The sequence below is a fragment of the Idiomarina sp. Sol25 genome (assembly GCF_033052775.1).
Taxonomy (GTDB): domain Bacteria; phylum Pseudomonadota; class Gammaproteobacteria; order Enterobacterales; family Alteromonadaceae; genus Idiomarina.
Genome location: NZ_JAUPEW010000005.1, coordinates 98607 through 115171, shown reverse-complemented (window position 1 = coordinate 115171; position 16565 = coordinate 98607). Strand labels below are relative to the sequence as shown.

Annotated in this window: 14 protein-coding genes; 10 read left to right on the top strand and 4 right to left on the bottom strand. The window is 47.5% G+C overall.

Going from position 1 to position 16565, the window contains the following annotated elements; translation table 11 throughout:
• Positions 1-23: 23 nt before the first annotated feature.
• Both Q5L94_RS09025 and deoD read right to left on the bottom strand, forming a co-directional pair.
• Positions 24-2459, bottom strand: coding sequence for a bacteriohemerythrin (locus Q5L94_RS09025; protein ID WP_317498112.1), 2436 nt, complete (start codon positions 2457-2459; stop codon positions 24-26).
• A gap of 118 nt (positions 2460-2577) precedes the next feature.
• Positions 2578-3288 (bottom strand): purine-nucleoside phosphorylase, encoded by a 711-nt coding sequence (gene deoD / locus Q5L94_RS09020; protein ID WP_317498111.1) that lies wholly within the window; start codon positions 3286-3288, stop codon positions 2578-2580.
• A 97-nt stretch (positions 3289-3385) separates the two neighbouring features.
• Here deoD and Q5L94_RS09015 point away from each other — a divergent pair, with 97 nt between their 5' ends.
• From Q5L94_RS09015 to Q5L94_RS08980, 8 genes are all read left to right on the top strand, one after another.
• Positions 3386-5902, top strand: a complete 2517-nt coding sequence (locus Q5L94_RS09015; RefSeq protein ID WP_317498110.1) for an efflux RND transporter permease subunit — start codon at positions 3386-3388, stop codon at positions 5900-5902.
• Positions 5899-6699, top strand: coding sequence for an outer membrane lipoprotein-sorting protein (locus Q5L94_RS09010; protein ID WP_317498109.1), 801 nt, complete (start codon positions 5899-5901; stop codon positions 6697-6699). Before Q5L94_RS09015 ends, Q5L94_RS09010 begins: the two co-directional genes overlap by 4 nt.
• Positions 6700-6701: 2 nt before the next feature.
• Positions 6702-7907, top strand: coding sequence for a hypothetical protein (locus Q5L94_RS09005; protein ID WP_317498108.1), 1206 nt, complete (start codon positions 6702-6704; stop codon positions 7905-7907).
• A gap of 23 nt (positions 7908-7930) precedes the next feature.
• On the top strand, positions 7931-8149 hold the full coding sequence (locus Q5L94_RS09000; RefSeq protein WP_317498107.1) for a DUF2892 domain-containing protein: 219 nt from the start codon (positions 7931-7933) through the stop codon (positions 8147-8149).
• 7 nt (positions 8150-8156) lie between these two features.
• Positions 8157-8468 (top strand): metalloregulator ArsR/SmtB family transcription factor, encoded by a 312-nt coding sequence (locus tag Q5L94_RS08995; RefSeq protein WP_317498106.1) that lies wholly within the window; start codon positions 8157-8159, stop codon positions 8466-8468.
• Positions 8469-8564: 96 nt separating this feature from the next.
• Complete coding sequence (locus Q5L94_RS08990) at positions 8565-10583, top strand: TonB-dependent copper receptor (protein ID WP_317498105.1); 2019 nt, start codon at positions 8565-8567, stop codon at positions 10581-10583.
• A gap of 5 nt (positions 10584-10588) precedes the next feature.
• Positions 10589-11686 (top strand): sensor histidine kinase, encoded by a 1098-nt coding sequence (locus Q5L94_RS08985; RefSeq protein ID WP_317498104.1) that lies wholly within the window; start codon positions 10589-10591, stop codon positions 11684-11686.
• Entirely contained in the window at positions 11679-12200 is a 522-nt protein-coding gene (locus Q5L94_RS08980; protein WP_317498103.1) for a response regulator transcription factor, read from the top strand. The genes Q5L94_RS08985 and Q5L94_RS08980 overlap by 8 nt, the downstream gene beginning before the upstream one ends.
• A gap of 33 nt (positions 12201-12233) precedes the next feature.
• On the opposite strand, the gene Q5L94_RS08975 is transcribed toward Q5L94_RS08980, so the two are convergent.
• Entirely contained in the window at positions 12234-12932 is a 699-nt protein-coding gene (locus Q5L94_RS08975) for an OmpW/AlkL family protein (protein WP_317498102.1), read from the bottom strand.
• Between the two features lie 73 nt (positions 12933-13005).
• Complete coding sequence (locus Q5L94_RS08970) at positions 13006-13722, bottom strand: YebC/PmpR family DNA-binding transcriptional regulator (protein ID WP_317498101.1); 717 nt, start codon at positions 13720-13722, stop codon at positions 13006-13008.
• A 202-nt stretch (positions 13723-13924) separates the two neighbouring features.
• Between Q5L94_RS08970 and Q5L94_RS08965 the strand changes: the two genes are divergently transcribed.
• Positions 13925-14935 carry an isopenicillin N synthase family dioxygenase gene (locus Q5L94_RS08965; protein WP_317498100.1) on the top strand — a complete coding sequence of 337 codons (1011 nt, stop codon included), beginning with the start codon at positions 13925-13927 and terminating at the stop codon, positions 14933-14935.
• A gap of 190 nt (positions 14936-15125) precedes the next feature.
• A complete protein-coding gene (gene sufB, locus Q5L94_RS08960; RefSeq protein ID WP_317498099.1) occupies positions 15126-16562 on the top strand; it encodes a Fe-S cluster assembly protein SufB in 1437 nt (478 codons plus the stop codon).
• Positions 16563-16565: the final 3 nt, after the last annotated feature.

Below are 16565 nucleotides of genomic sequence, written 5' to 3'. Positions count from 1 at the left end.
TATTGCCCGGGGCTTGAAATTCCTTAGTGAATACCTTTGCTGTTCAGATGTCCTTTATAAGCCATATCGCTTTTCATAATATGATTCATAAGCCAGGCTTTCACGAACTCCAGCAGCTCATCAATCACGTCTTCGTGATTATCTACCCGATGTTTGAAACGCATGACATCCTGCACCAACTCTCGGTGTTTAAGCTTATGGTTTTCTAAGTCCGGATAGCCGTTGCGCTCCATTAACAACTCTTCGTAGTTAAAGTGCGTTGCCGTGTAATTAATTAACGAGTCCACCAGACGCTGCAGCGCATGCTGATCACCATCACGCAGCTTCAGGCGATACAGCTCATTAGCAATGTAAATTAGGCGCTGATGCTGACGGTTAATTTCTTCAATGCCGACATCCAGCTTCGGTGACCATTCAATAAGCACGTCTTGCTCTGAAAGACGCCGCTCTATAACGTCTTTTTCAATGTAATAGCGGTCGCCCAGAGACTTAATTTCGCCGCCTAAAGTCGTTAGTTGGGCAGAGCTTTCTAACGCCTCTTGCGAACGTTCATCGACAATTCGTGCACTTTCAGAAAGTGAATGAATGTTTTCCTGAATGTTTATGGTTACCGCAGACTGCTCTTCCGTTGTCGAAGCTATCTGAATATTCAAATCGTTAATGACACCAACGTTTTCAACAATGTCAGATAATGAACTGGCCGCCCGGTTCGCTTGCTCAACATTTTCACCCGCCAGAGTTTTATTACGCTCCATGGTTTGTACTGCATTGTTCGTGTTGGTTTCCAGCCGGCCGATGACACCTTGTATTTCACCAGTGGAGGCCTGTACACGTTTAGCCAGTTGCCGCACCTCATCAGCAACAACTGCAAACCCCCGACCCGACTCACCGGCTCTGGCGGCTTCAATAGCAGCATTCAGCGCCAGCAAATTGGTCTGGTCGGCAATGTCATTAATGGTCAGTAATATTTTCGAGATAGACTGACTGTCTTCAGATAAAGTTTTTATAACACGCTGGGATTCAGACACTTCTTGCTCGAGTCTCTGAATGGCTGCCACCATGGTATGAACAACTTCCTGCCCATTTTTGGCCGAAACTAGGGTATTATCAGCTTCTGTCGCGGCCTTCTGAGTTGACTCTGACACTTCACTAATCGCTGACGTCATTTGCTCGACTGCCGCAGCTGCGCTTTGCATTTGCGAAGCCTGAGCTCTTGCCCGTTCGGCCAGCTCTTTAATTGCCTGATAATTACCGTTACCCAGCCTGTCCATGCCGTCGCTCGACTTACGTATAGCATCGACCGAGTAACTGGTCTCAATAGCGACCGAGTTCAGATAGTGAGTTATTTTCGACAGCTCGTCATGACCCTCTGTCGAGCTCAAACTATTTAGGTCGCCATTTGCCAGCTGTTTGGCCATTTTGATATTGGCAGACACCGCCCGGTAAATTCCTAAATATAAGCTAGTGAATAACAACAGCTGTAGTAACAATACCCCGACAATCAAGGCAACGTTGGTCCATATTATTGCGTCTAACTTCTTTACGCGCTGCTCAAGCCTTGAATGATAAGCCGGAATGACACTATCGTAGAAGGCGAATAACGATCCTGTCGCGGCGGTTCCTTCACGGAAAAAATCGCTGGCCGACATATTTCGCTCCATTAATTTGCTCGAAGCGGTTTCGCTGAATAATTTTAATTGTTGCTCGGCTGCCTTAGCCTGCATCAACAACGCCTGGTCGTTAACGTCTTCAGATAAACTCGCGACAACATCCACAAAGTCGGAAACCTGATTTTCCAGCACGTAGCTTAAAATGGTGACATCCTGCTGTAATCCGGAACTTTCATTCCCGTTTAACCATTGAGCTCCCAACCCCCTCAAGCGACCTCCCTGCTCAACTAACTGCGGCAGTTCCTCAACCGAAAGACGCGCTAAAAACAGGCTTGGTAAATCATTTTCCAGCAGTTGTTGGGAATTTTTGCCAAGCAGCTTCAACGCATTTTGAACCTTTTCCAAAAGCTCAGTGTGCTGATGAAATGTGTCCGTTGAGCCGCTTAAACCCTGCCAGTTACGGCGCAGCTCCAGCAATAATGACTCGGGCAGCAAATAACTTTCGCCTAGTTTACTTTGAAGATCATCCAGAGCACTAAAATGGCGGTTAATGGCTTGCACTGAACGGTTTATTTCACTGGAAAACTCACGTTTTTGAGCCTCGCTCCCAGTCATCCCCCGGTGCATAGCGATATGCTCTAAAAGCCCTCTTAATTCAGGCCAGTATTGAGCGGCTTCATGCTTTTGTTCAACCTGATGGCTTTTTTCCAGTGAGTCATTAACCATCAACGAACTCAGCACAATAACCGGAATAAACAACAAGAAACCAATCAAGCTAAATTTTCGTCTAAAACTCAGTAAATTAAATAACTTTTGGACAGGGCGAGTTAACCAATCGAGCCACTTCATAACCACTCCACTACAGGCAGAATCGACAACCACAAACGGTTTATTCTGCTCATTCATCGGCATTAGTCACACATAATACAGGGTTGGCGGTTAACAAGTGTCTTTTGCTTGACCGTGATCAATAAAACAGCAAACTTTCTAATGCCATTTCAGTCATTTCAGTAAAAGCGGTTTGTCTTTCATTAGCTGACAAGCCATTGCCCGTTTTTATTTCATCAGACACCGTCATAACAGCCAAAGCCTGTTTCTTATGAATAGCCGCTAGCGCATAAAGAGCAGCTGCTTCCATATCTAACGCCAGAACATTCATAGCTTCCAGCCGCGATTCAAGGTTTTTGTCCGGATGGTAGAAACTGTCAGTAGAAAATACATTACCAACGGCTACGCGCTGGTTTTTCTTCTGACAATAGCCAACGAACTCACTTAAGAGTTTGTAATCTGCAATTGCTGCAAAGTCGTAACCACCAAACTGCTTTTGGTTCATTGACGAGTCCGTGCAAGCTCCCTGAGCAACGACCAGATCACGTAACTTAAGGTTTGCTGATACGGCTCCGCAACTCCCTACCCGCACTAAGCGCTCAACACCGAAATGCTGAAACAACTCTTGTGCGTAGAGTGCACAAGAAGGCATCCCCATACCTGAGCCCATCACCGACACGGGCGTACCGCGAAACTGCCCGGTAAATGCCAGCATATTTCGGGTATCGCTTATGAGTTCAGCACTGTCCAGGTGTGTTTCAGCAATATGTTTTGCCCTTAATGGGTCGCCGGGAAACAAGCAAAGTTCAGCAAAATCGCCTGCTTTAGCCGAAATGTGTGGTGTGGTCATAGAAATCACCTTGTTGTTTTTTCATCAAGATAGATGACAAATCAGAAATTATCGACTATATTTCGAATTATTCTAAATTAGATTATTAAGAAATAATATGATTAATGTTATTATGAAGCTAGCGACAGGTTATCGCAGAAGCGTCTTTTGGACGTTGACGCTGATCACTATTGCTGTTGCTGCCTTCATCCCGTCTATTACCATTGATACCGATCCGGAGAACATGCTTCCGGACGATAACCCGCAGCGTGTTTTTCATAACGAAGTGAAAGAAACCTTCGCTATGCATGACATGATTGTCGTTGGCGTAGTCAATGAGAACACCGTCTACAACCAAAAAACGTTAACCGATCTGCATACCGTATCGAATTATGCGGAGTCTCTGGATGGCGTTATCAGTGACGACCTGATGTCATTGGCGAATGTCGATAACATTACTCAGGAAAAACCCGGAACCATTCGTTTTGAATGGATGATGAAACAGCCGCCAGAAAATTACGCTGAAGCTCGCTACATTCAGCAGCAAGTGGAAGACCTGCCACTGCTTTATAACACCATTGTTTCTGGCGATGGGAAGGCCGCCGCTGTTTATGTGCCCATTGAAAGTAAAGACGAGAGCTATGCTCTGGCGGAACAGCTGCGTGACAAAATCAGTAGGCTGGACAGCGGCGATGACTGGCATATTACTGGTCTGCCGGTTGCTGAGGACCAGTTCGGTAATGAAATGTTTGTGCAAATGGGCATTTCCGCTCCATTAGCAGCTGCGGTTATTTTCGCTCTGCTTTGGTTCTTCTTCCGCAATGTGCGCTTCATAAGTGCAGCAATGATAGTGGCGATGTCTACTGTGCTTATTATCATGGGTGCATTAATTGCCCTGGGTTTCACCGTACACATTATGTCGTCGATGATAGCCATTTTCCTAATGCCTATTGCCGTGGTCGACTCGGTTCACATTATGTCCGAATTTTCGGACCGATACCGAGAAAAAGGTAATGCGAAGGACACCATAAAAAATGTATTGGGGCACTTGTTTACGCCCATGCTATTTACGTCAATAACATCGTCTATTGGCTTTTACTCGCTTATGCTAACGCCAATTCCTCCAGTTCAGGTGTTCGGCGCTTTCGTTGGCTCCGGAATTCTTTTGGCCTTCTTAATTACCGTTATTTTCGTACCGGCCTATTTGTGTGCACTCAAACCATCGACTCTGGACAGTTTTGCTCAAGTAACTCACGAGGAGCACAAAGATGGCTGGTTACAAAAACTCGGCGCTGTTGCAGCTCGTCATGCGAAGCTGTGGATAGCCTTTTTTCTGGCAGTTTTGGCTTTTGCGTGGTTCGGTATTCAGCAAATTAACATTAACGACAACCCGGTGCGTTGGTTTAAACCTGGCCACGAGGTTCGTATTGCTGACGAAGTATTAAACGACCACTTTGCCGGGACGTACAACGCGTATGTAGTATTTGAAAATACCTTAGACGCTACCGAAAAAGCTCGCTCAGCGGTTCGTGAGGCCCTGAATAACGACGCGCTGTCTGAAGAATCGCGTGATGCTTTAAGCGCTCTGCTTGAGCAACAGCAAGTGAACTTTAACCAGTGGATTATCGCAATTGATGATCTGCTCTTCACCGTCGGTTCTGACCAATTAGAGCCGTTAGAGCGCTTAATGACTGAGCTCGAACAGCTGAATAGCGCCAGCAAAGCGTTCCAAAGCCCGGAATTGCTGGCCTACATGAGCGAGATGCAAGCCTATTTGCAAACCACCGGTTTAGTGGGCAAGTCAAACAGTCTGCCCGACGTGGTAAAGACGGTGAACCGCGAATTACGCTCGGGCGAAGAAAAAGACTACGAACTGCCGGACAATGCCGCCGGTGTTGCGCAAACCCTGTTGCAATACCAGTCATCGCACCGTCCGCAGGACCTCTGGCACTTTGTTACGCCGGACTACAAACGCAGCTTAATGTGGTTGCAGTTAACCAGCGGTGACAACCAGCACGTGACCCAGGTCGTGGACACTGTTGACAGCTACATTGAAGACAACCCGCTGCCTGCTAACATTGAAATGGACTGGGCCGGTAAAGCTTACCTGAACGTGGTGTGGCAGGAGGCCATGGTGGAAGGCATGCTCGACAGCTTAATCAGCGCCTTTGTGGTGGTGTTTATTATGATGGTATTGCTGTTCCGCTCGGTGGTCTTCGGGGTACTGGCTATGCTGCCTCTGAGTCTGACCATTGCCTTCATTTATGGTCTTATTGGCTGGGTCGGTAAAGACTACGACATGCCTATCGCCGTGCTGTCGTCGCTTACACTTGGGCTATCGGTGGACTTTGCTATTCACTTTATTGAACGCACACGCGCTACCTTCAAACAAACCGGTAACTGGAAAGACACTCTGGTGGTTATGTTTGATGAGCCCGCTCGAGCCATTTCCCGCAATGCCATTGTCATTGCTATTGGCTTTACGCCACTGCTGTTCGCACCTTTAGTGCCCTACATTACGGTTGGCGTGTTCTTAGCCAGTATTATGGCGATATCCGCCATTGTGACACTTATTATGCTCCCGGCGGTGATGACCCTATTTAGCCGCCTTATATTCCGTGGAGGTCAATCATGAAAAACCTATTTTTAACCGCTTTATCCGCCGCCGTTTTATTCGTTAGCTGCCAGACTGTTGGTGCTGAGAAAAGCGCTCGTGAGATTGTCGAACAGGCTGAGTTAAACGCCTACTACTCCGGTGATGACGGCCGCAGCGCCGCGCGGATGATCATCACCGATAATCAGGGCCGTGAACAAATGCGCCAATTCACCATTCTCCGCAAAGACCAGGAAGACGGTGGAGTTCAGGACATGATGGTGTTCTTCTCTCGCCCTGCCGACGTGCGCGACACCGTCTTTCGCGTAGTAAAACAGGTAAACGACGACGATGACCGCTGGCTTTATTTACCCGATCTGGATTTGGTTAAACGCATATCGGCCGGCGACAAGCGTACCTCTTTTGTCGGTTCACACTTCTTCTATGAAGATGTTTCCGGTCGCGATACCTCTTTAGACAGTTATGAGATTCTGTCGGAGGATGATGCAGAGTACGTGTTAAAAGGCACGCCTAAAGACCCTGACAACGTCGAGTTCAGCTACTACGAAGTGGTCATCGATAAAGAGCATATGCTGCCGGTAGAAAGCACTTTCTATAACGACAGCGGCGAAGCCTATCGCAAAATGGAAGTACTGAAAATCGAAACAGTTCAAGGCTACCCAACAGTGACTCACTCGCGCATATCGGATCTTGAAAATGGCGGTAAAACCGAAATGCAGTTCCGCTTTATGAAATACAACATTGGTTTGCCGGACAGCATTTTCAGTGAGCGTAGCTTGCGTAATCCACCTGCAGAATGGTTACAACTGAGAGACTAATTATGCCATATCGGAAAATTTTCACGTTTACCGTTCTTTTCACTTTGGCTCAAGCCGCATCGGCACAGGACTCCTGGGATGATGACGAATGGGAAAGTGACTGGGGAGCGGAACAAGACCAGGGTATTGATGTCTACGGCTATGTTGAGGCGGCAATAGGCGGACGATTTGAACCCTCCCCCTATCACAAGCGTCTGTCTATTGCTGAGCCTCGACTACAGCTAGGGTTTGATGAGCGCTGGCAGAACACTACCTGGACAGCAAAAGCCGACGGCTGGTACGACGGCTTTGATGAAACCTGGCACGGCCAAATTCGCGAACTTAATGCTCAGTTCACGGTTTTCGATAACACCGATATAAAAATTGGCCGTCAGATACTCACCTGGGGCACTGGCGACTACTTATTCCTCAACGATCTGTTCCCTAAAGACTGGCAGTCCTTCTTTGTCGGGCGTGACCAGGAATACTTAAAGGCACCATCTGACTCGCTGCGCGTCACCAGCTATTTCGACTGGTTTAATATCGATTTTGTCTGGTCGCCCGAGTTTGATCACGATAATTACGTTCGCGGAGAGCGTATTTCCTATTTTAATCCGCTCTCCGGGCAGTTAACCGGTGACGACCCGTCTGTTCAGTTTGTTGAGCCCACCCGCGATGAGTACGCTTTACGCTTGTTTCGTAATCACGATGGTGTGGAATACGCTGTCTATGGTTACGACGGCTTTACTAAAAGCCCCGAGGCCGTTACTGAGAACTTTCAGCCCACCTTCGGCCGCTTAACCGTGGTTGGTGCGTCCGTTCGAATGCCCCTGGGTCCAGGACTGGTGAATACCGAAGCCGCAAATTATAACCGTCATAATGCAGCTGATCACTGGCGCGCACTGGTTGGCTACGAGCAAGAGTTGTGGACCCGATTTACCGGGGGCTTTCAAGCTTATGTAGAAAAAGGCGACACACAAACACGCACTGTGTTCACCACCCGCTTAACCTGGCGCGACGAGCGTGATGACCTCAGTCTGTCGCTGTTTGCTTTTGTATCACCCAATCAAAACGACGGCTATTTACGTCCGACTTTTGACTACCGCATTGACGATAATTGGTCATTTAGCGGCGGGTTCAACCTGTTTTTTCGCGAACGTCCAGAAACCTTTTTTGGTCAGTTCACCGAAAACAACAACGCATATCTGCGTATGCGGTATGCGTTTTAATACTAAAATGAAGGAGTTTTATAATGAGTGTCGAAAGAGCTATAACCGCATTTGCCGGCTTTATGATATTGTTGTCGGTAGCTTTGACTTATTGGGTTCATCCCAACTGGGTATGGCTTACCGTATTTGTAGGTGCCAATCTATTTCAACAATCTTTCACGGGTTTTTGTCCAGCAAGCATTTTTATGAAAAAAGCGTTAGGACTAAAAACAGAACGTGAGTTAGAAAAATCAGGAAGATAAAGACACCATGAGTGCAGCTGAATCACAAGAGATGCTTCAGGAAGAAGCGCAGAATGCGGCGAGCTTTCTGCGCTCTTTAGGTAACCCCCACCGTTTACAAATTTTATGCCGATTGGCTTTAGGTGAACAAAGTGTGGGTCAACTTCACCAGTTTTTTGACTTAAGCCCGTCAGCTTTTTCACAACATCTTGCGGTATTGCGTCAACAGCAATTGGTCAGCATTCGTAAACAATCGCAAACTGTGTACTACTCCATAAAAGATCCGGATACCGAAGCTTTTATGAAGTTACTGAAAGATAAATTCTGCCCTTCGCTTTAAGTGGTACCCTTTAAGGGATGCTACCTTTTGTCGCATCCTAACCACCTAAAAAATGGAGAATAATAGCGACATTACCTTATTAAAGGACACTGTCGTATGAAGTCTATTTATCCTCTGGCAACTTGCTTACTCTTGCCATTTATCAGTTACGCTAACGAAACCACCGATATTCAGGAAAGAATTATCATTATTGGCGAATCGATGGAGGCGCCTAGTGAATGGGTAGTCGACTCGAAACAACCAAGACAACCATTGCCTGCTCACGATGCCGGTGATTTCTTAAAAAGCCTTGCGGGATTCAGTGCAACCCGCAAAGGCGGCGCCTCTGCTGACCCATTATTTCGTGGAATGGGAGCTGGCAGACTGACCATAGTCAACGACGGACAAATGCTCCAGGGTGGCTGCAGCAGCCGCATGGACCCGCCAACGGCGTACATAACCCCACAGAGCTATGACAGCGTGACGATTGTTAAGGGCCCACAAACCGTATTGTTCGCCGGTTCAGCAGCATCTATTCATTTTGAGCGCGAAGCAACATTCTTTGAAGTGCCCGAGTTTACCGGTTATTTAAATGCCACCACAGCGCAGTACGGCCGGCTGAATACCACAGCTGATTTAACCTGGGGAGCAAAACCCGGGTACGTGCGGGTAAACGCATCTGCCGCAACCGCCGATCACTACGAAGATGGCTCGGGTAATAGCATTAACAGCCAGTATGAACGCTGGAGTGGCGATGTTGATCTGGCATGGACACCGTCACGGCAGCATCGTCTGATACTCAAACTTGGCGTCAGCGATGGCGAAGCAGCCTACGCCGATCGCAGTATGGATGGGGTGCTCTTTGACCGTGAAAGCGTCGCGCTGAATTACCAATGGCAACCTGACAGCCGTTCGCTCGAAGAGCTTTCTGTTAATGCCTATTTCAATACCATTGACCATGTCATGGACAACTATTCGTTGCGCGAGTTTACCCCGTCCATGATGATGCCCAACCCGACCGCCAGTAACCCGGATAGATATTCCCGTGGTTTTAAAATTGCCTCCGAATGGCAGTTAACCCCTTCCGGGCAACTCAAAACTGGGCTTGAACATAATGAGTCGGCTCACCGTAACCGTTCCAGCAAAGATCAGTTTAACCAACCATTTGAAAGCCTTAGCCGGGTTGATGATGCCTTTATTGAGCAAGATGGCATTTATGCCGAATACCGCCATGCTATCGACCAGGAGTGGCAGTTAGTCAGCGGTTATCGGCTTGATCACTGGAAAATGACAGACAAGCGCACCACCATTACGCCAATGTCAGCTCCGGCTCAATCCAACCCCACAGCGAATGAAACACGCAGTGAGAACCTTCATAGCGGGTTTCTTCGTATAGAAAAACAGCTTAAAAATGGTTACTGGTATGCGGGCTGGGGTCAGGCAGAGCGGTTCCCGGATTACTGGGAAGCCATTGGTAACAACCGCCAGTCACCAACGTCGGCATCGGCCTTTTACACTAACGCGGAGACCAACCAGCAATGGGATATCGGTCTGGATATTAACGCCGACAAATGGCAACTGGATGCGTCAATTTTCTACAGTCAGGTCGATGACTTCATTCTTTTGCAAAAAGGCATGATGATGCAGCCGGATACCGTCCGTAATATTGACGCCCGAACCTGGGGCGGGGAAACAACCTTAAGTTACCAACTGACCGAAGCCTGGTCTGTGTCATCAGCACTGGCCATAACCCGCGGAAGTAATAAAACCGATGATAACTATCTGCCGCAGCAACCTGCTGATGAACTTCGTATTGCCACTGATTACCGCCACAACGCACTGACTTACTCTTTGCTCTGGCGCCTGGTGGATAAACAAGAACGCACAGCTGTGGATCAGGGTAATGTCATTGGCTACGATATCGGCAATAGCCCGGGGTATGGTATTTTATCGGCAAATATCGACTGGAAAATTGATCCAAAGTGGCAGCTAAGTTTAGGCGTCGATAATATACTGGATAAAACCTATGCAGAGCACTTGAGTCGTTCCGCTGCCAGCATTTCCGGATACCAGCAAATTGACAAAGTTAATGAGCCGGGCCGCACCGTCTGGCTGCAGACCAACTATCATTTTTAAGCCTAATGCTGACATTACTGACCTATAAATTCATTACTCATAAAGCCTGGCCATTGTGCTTAGCTTTATGTCTGGACATAGCACTGGGCAACCTCTGGGTTGCCTTTAATGGGGGGATCAGTAACCCCTTCACCTCGTTATTACTGATTTTTATTGTCATAGCGTTTTTATTGTTACCTTCAACTTTTGCTTTGATTGTGGTGCTTATAAGCATTCTGGGGCAAGTTGCCCAAATAGGCTTGCCTTCGCTTTTGCCCGGACAACAAAGTCACACTGCCCATGCCTTAAGCGACGAGATGTTGAAACACGCGATGGGTATGGTCAGCGGCTTTGTGATTGCTGCGGTTATTATTGCTTTATCAATGTACTACCTGAAGCGGCAATGGTTTCAGTCTGAAAAAGCGTTGCAGAATGCACGTGAGCGCCAGCTGCGTGACGAGCAGCTGCTGACGATAGGTGCAGCCGCAGCTCAGTTAACTCATGACGTTGCCACTCCTGTGCAGTCGTTACGGTTACTCAACGAAGAACTTCAGGAATGCGATATTGAGCTGTCACTGAAACAAGAGTTTCGTGAACACCTGGGCAAAGTTGAAGCCAGCCTTGAACAATGGCGGGACGCCGCTGAGGATGTGCGCAGCAGGCGCCAGCACAATTACACTGTCGGGGAAATTGTTACTCAGTTACGCCAGCTTCTGCGAATTGCCCGACCCGATGCTCAGGTCAACTGGCAATGTCCCGAGCGATTAAAAGCCGCGATTATAAGCGCCGATCGCACCCTGTTCCCGGCTATCGCTAATCTGGTTATTAATGCTGTCAGCGCTGGCGAACGCAGTCACCAGCTGACCGTGTCCGTGCAACTCAACCTGACGTTAGTTGGTGCGAACCCTCAGCTCACCATTCACATTCTCGATAATGGTGATGGGCTAAGCCAGGCGCAACAACGGAAAATAGGTAAATCAATGACCTTAAGTGAAAATGGTATGGGTATTGGCGCGGTTATCAGCCATGCCACCCTTGAACGGCTTGGCGGTCAAGTGAGCTGGCAATCCACTGCCGAAGGCACGCTCACATTAGTTCTATTACCGATAACAGCTTATGAATAAATTTCGCTTACTTATTATTGATGACGATGAAGGCTTCTGTCGCATTCTACAGCGGCGTCTGGAGCACCATAGTGTTTTGGTGCAAATGGCACACTCCGCTGAGCAGGCCTTGACGCTAAAAGATCATTTTGACGGTATTCTGCTTGATATGATGCTGGGCGACGACAATGGGTTGGGACTTATTCAGCCACTTAACGAACGCTACTCTCCTGGCCATTTGGTGGTACTGACCGGTTACGCCAGTATTGCGACAACTGTAGAAGCAATGAAACGGGGCGCAACGGACTACCTAACAAAACCCGTGGGGACCAATGAATTACTACGCCGTTTTACTAATGAAAAGCTGGAGTTGGAAGACACATCGATAAACCGTTTAACACCAACTCAAATTGAGTGGGAGCATATTCAAAGAGTGCTTGCGGATAACCAGGGAAATGTTTCTAAGACAGCGCGAGAGCTGGGGATGCATCGGCGTACGTTACAGCGCAAATTGTCGAAACGCTCACCACATTAAAAATGCGCCGCCTTAATAGGCGGCGCAAAAAATTTAGAAGTTATAGCGAACACCGGCCATAGCGACATAAGGGTCGATATCAACATCAACACTTTCAATGGTGCTTCCGTTTACGCGAACATCACCTGTGGTATCGATATCCATGCGGCTAACCATGAAATGAAGACCCCAGTTTTCACTCAAATCGACATTTACACCCGCTTGCAGAGCATAGCCCCAGCTGTTTTTCAGAGCTAAGGAGACATCGTCATTATCGGCAACAACACCTAAGTTGCCTAAAGTTGAGCGCAACTGAGGGTCAACTTGCTCATCAAAGAACGCGGTGTAGTTCACACCAACACCAACGAAAGGTTTAAACATATCGCTATCGATATCGAAGTGATACTGAGCCAGCAAAGTTGGTGGTAAGTGCTTGGTTTTACCAATTTTCAGTCCGGCCAGCGAACCTGTTGCGGTAATATCATGACTGAATGGTGTTGCTGCAACCAGCTCAAGCGTCCAGTTTTCAGTTAGCTTATAATCAAAAGTTAAACCTAACTGAGTATTGGTATTAACACCAGCGCCAGTACTGTTCTCTTGTAAACCAGCTACTGACTCAACAACATTCAAGTGCCCACTGCTATCATCAGGCATGACAGAGATAGCACCAACATTGATAGAGAAATCGTTTGCTAATGCAGAAGTGCTTAGCAAGCCTAACAATACACCGCACGATAATACTTTAAGCTTCATGGGGAACTCCTTGTTAATGAAGACCCCTAAAGTTTATAAGGTTTATCGAATAATCGAATTGATCTGAATCAACCTAGTGTTCGGCATTGTGGTAAATGTTTTGAACGTCATCCAAATCGTTCAGCATATCCATCAAACGCTCAAACATTGGCAAATCATCTTCGGCTATGCTGGTCGTTACCTGAGGTAAAAACTGGATTTCGTCAGCTTCAAAATCAATATCAGGAAACGCATAAGTTAAGGCCTGACGAGCTGCTGCGTACTCTGTATTTGGCGCAAATACGGTAACCAGACCATCTTCGAATTCGACGTCGGTAACATCAACATCAGCTTCCATCATGGCTTCCAGCACTTCGTCTTCACTGTCGTGCTTGAAGGCAAAAATCGCACAGTGGTCAAATGAATGCGCAACGCTGCCCTGAGCGCCAATTTTTGATTTACTTTTGGTAAAACAATTGCGGACATCGCCGAAGGTGCGGTTAGGATTATCGGTTAAGCATTCGACAATAACCATACAGTTACTGGGCCCGTAGCCTTCGTAACGCGCCGGAGAAAAATCTTCTCCTGCCCCGCCTTGAGCCTTGTCTATCGCTTTTTCTATAACGTGAGCAGGAACCTGGTCTTTTTTGGCCCGATCTATCATGCCGCGTAACGCCAGGTTACCGTCCGGGTCGGTACCACCCTGCTTGGCGCAAACATAAATTTCACGGCCATAACGGCTATAAACTTTGCTCTTTGCATTAGCCGTTTTAGCCATAGACTCTTTTCGGTTTTGATAGGCGCGACCCATTCTGAATTTCTCACTGTTTAATTAAAGACCCAAAGATTTTACACAGGCAGCTGTTACTGGTCGAGTACTAGCAGCAATAAGTACCGGCTTAATTGCAGATTATTGATATAGCCAAGCTGTCTACCATAGAAGATTTTGATTCTTCAGTTTGTGCTACATGGCAACGTAAACTCGGCGACAGAAACAAACTGTTGAGTCAATTATGCAAAGCCCAATACCTGTATTATCCATGCGAAAACTGTATCTCAGTGCTTCTGATCGCCAGCAATTCATTGCTGACCTTGGTAGAGCTGCGCGTGATATTGGCTTCTTCTACCTTGAAGACCACGGTATTTCATTGGCAGAAAAAGTTAAGGTACTGGACACCGCTAAAACCTTTTTTGCACTCAGTGATGTAGAAAAGAAACAGGTGCAGATGATTCATTCACCGCATTTTCGCGGCTACTCAGCAAACTACTCCGAGTTGACGGCAGGCCGGCGCGATCGTCGTGAGCAGTTTGATATCATGGACGAACTGCCTGCTCAGGCTACGTCCGCTATACGCCATGAATGGCAAAAACTCATTGGACCCAACCAGTGGCCAGAGCAATTGCCTGCCATGAAAACCCAGTTGTTGTCCTGGCAGGACAAGCTAACCGAAGTGTCTCTGCAGCTTCTAGAGGCGTTGTGCGAAAGTCTCGAGCAACCGGCTGACGCATTGGCTGAAACCATCAGTAACGGTCCTTACCGTCATACTAAGCTTATTAAATACCCCGGTAGCCCAGAAGCCTCTGGTCAGGGTGTTGGCGCGCATAAAGACCCCGGCTACCTCACCCTGGTTCTGCAAGACGAAAACAGCGGGCTGGAAGTGGAATACAAACAACAATGGTACAAGGTGGCTCCGCGCCCCGGCGCCTTTGTGGTAAATATCGGTGAATTACTGGAGCTGGCTTCTAATGGTTATTTAAAAGCGACTAACCACCGTGTTACCAGTCCTAAAACTGGAGTTACCCGTTATTCATCGGCATTTTTCATGGCAGCCCAGCTGAATGCTTCGGTGCCTGTATTAAAACTCCCTTCTCATTTAGCAAAACACGCTAAGGGGCCAACCAGCGATCCGAATAACCCATTACTACATAATGTTGGCGAAAACGTGATGAAAGGCAGGAAGCGTTCGCATCCCGATGTGTCTATGCGTTTTTACACGCCAGAAGAAAACTGCAGCTCCTGTTAGTTACGGTTTTGCTATAAAAATATGGTTATGTTTAACCGCTTCACCCCGGCGAAATAAGCGACAAAAGGCCTTTGATCCCGTATCATAAGCCTTAGTCAGCAGATAAAGTTGAGTGTTTTAGTCAAGTATTTTATACTGTCGTCCAGTAACGGGCGAAACTCCCATCCGCAGCTTTTAGAGTGGGTAAATCATGAGTGAACAGATTGATCAGGCGCTTGCACGTAAATACGACGCAGGCTTCGTTTCAGAAATAGAGTCAGAAACTTTCCCAATCGGTTTAGACGAAGACGTTATTGCTCGTCTATCCGCGATTAAAGAAGAGCCCGAATGGATGCTGGAATGGCGTCTGAAGGCTTATCGAACCTGGTTAAAAATGGAAGAGCCGGACTGGGCACACGTCGATTATCCCAAAGTGGATTACCAGTCTATTTCATATTATTCAGCGCCGAAAAGCATGAAGGATAAACCTAAATCGTTAGATGAGGTTGACCCTGAACTGCTGCGCACTTATGAAAAGCTGGGTATCCCCCTGCATGAGCAAGAAATGCTGGCTGGCGTAGCCGTCGATGCGGTCTTCGATTCCGTATCTGTCGTCACCACCTTCCGCGAGAAACTGGAAGAAGCCGGCGTGATATTCTGCCCTATCTCTGAAGCCATTCATAAATACCCGGATCTGGTTAAGAAATACTTGGGAACCGTAGTTCCCCGTGGCGATAACTTTTTTGCCGCGCTGAACAGCGCCGTATTCACCGATGGTTCATTTGTTTATATTCCAAAAGGCGTTCGCTGCCCTATGGAACTATCAACTTACTTCCGCATAAACGAACAGAACACCGGTCAGTTCGAGCGCACCTTGATTGTTGCCGAAGAAGGCAGTCATGTCAGTTATCTGGAAGGTTGTACTGCACCGCAGCGCGATGAAAACCAATTACACGCAGCCGTAGTTGAGCTGGTCGCACTGGATGATGCAGAGATAAAATACTCTACCGTTCAGAACTGGTATCCGGGCGATGAAAACGGCAAAGGCGGTATCTATAACTTTGTCACCAAGCGCGGCCTGTGTGAGAAGAACGCTAAAATTTCCTGGACTCAGGTAGAGACAGGCTCAGCGGTTACCTGGAAGTATCCAAGCTGTATTCTTAAAGGTGACAACAGCGTTGGTGAATTCTACTCGGTCGCATTAACCCGCGGAAAACAACAAGCCGATACCGGCACCAAAATGATCCACTTAGGTAAAAACACCAAGTCGACCATCATTTCTAAAGGTATTTCTGCCGGTCGCAGTAATAACGCATACCGTGGTCTGGTTCGCATGGGTCCGGGTGCTGAAGGCGCGCGTAACTTTACCGAGTGTGATTCATTGCTCATTGGTGACCAGTGCGGCGCACACACATTCCCGTATATTGAAAGCAGCAATCCAACCGCGATTGTTGAGCACGAAGCCACCACCTCTAAGGTGAGTGACGATCAATTATTCTTATGTCGGCAACGAGGCCTGGACCCTGAAAAAGCAGTCTCAATGATTGTAAATGGCTTCTGTAAAGAGGTATTCCGCGAACTGCCAATGGAGTTTGCGGTGGAAGCCGGTAAGTTGCTTGAAATCAGTCTTGAAGGTTCAGTGGGGTAAAAC

Excerpts from the sequence above, each read along its gene's own strand:
- Q5L94_RS09015 (WP_317498110.1), top strand. The coding sequence starts at position 3,386 with ATGATTAATGTTATTATGAAGCTAGCGACAGGTTATCGCAGAAGCGTC.
- Q5L94_RS08975 (WP_317498102.1), bottom strand. The coding sequence starts at position 12,932 with ATGAAGCTTAAAGTATTATCGTGCGGTGTATTGTTAGGCTTGCTAAGC.
- Q5L94_RS08990 (WP_317498105.1), top strand. The coding sequence starts at position 8,565 with ATGAAGTCTATTTATCCTCTGGCAACTTGCTTACTCTTGCCATTTATC.
- Q5L94_RS08995 (WP_317498106.1), top strand. The coding sequence starts at position 8,157 with ATGAGTGCAGCTGAATCACAAGAGATGCTTCAGGAAGAAGCGCAGAAT.
- Q5L94_RS08965 (WP_317498100.1), top strand. The coding sequence starts at position 13,925 with ATGCAAAGCCCAATACCTGTATTATCCATGCGAAAACTGTATCTCAGT.
- sufB (WP_317498099.1), top strand. The coding sequence starts at position 15,126 with ATGAGTGAACAGATTGATCAGGCGCTTGCACGTAAATACGACGCAGGC.
- deoD (WP_317498111.1), bottom strand. The coding sequence starts at position 3,288 with ATGACCACACCACACATTTCGGCTAAAGCAGGCGATTTTGCTGAACTT.
- Q5L94_RS08985 (WP_317498104.1), top strand. The coding sequence starts at position 10,589 with ATGCTGACATTACTGACCTATAAATTCATTACTCATAAAGCCTGGCCA.
- Q5L94_RS09005 (WP_317498108.1), top strand. The coding sequence starts at position 6,702 with ATGCCATATCGGAAAATTTTCACGTTTACCGTTCTTTTCACTTTGGCT.
- Q5L94_RS09010 (WP_317498109.1), top strand. The coding sequence starts at position 5,899 with ATGAAAAACCTATTTTTAACCGCTTTATCCGCCGCCGTTTTATTCGTT.
- Q5L94_RS08970 (WP_317498101.1), bottom strand. The coding sequence starts at position 13,722 with ATGGGTCGCGCCTATCAAAACCGAAAAGAGTCTATGGCTAAAACGGCT.
- Q5L94_RS09025 (WP_317498112.1), bottom strand. The coding sequence starts at position 2,459 with ATGAAGTGGCTCGATTGGTTAACTCGCCCTGTCCAAAAGTTATTTAAT.
- Q5L94_RS09000 (WP_317498107.1), top strand. The coding sequence starts at position 7,931 with ATGAGTGTCGAAAGAGCTATAACCGCATTTGCCGGCTTTATGATATTG.
- Q5L94_RS08980 (WP_317498103.1), top strand. The coding sequence starts at position 11,679 with ATGAATAAATTTCGCTTACTTATTATTGATGACGATGAAGGCTTCTGT.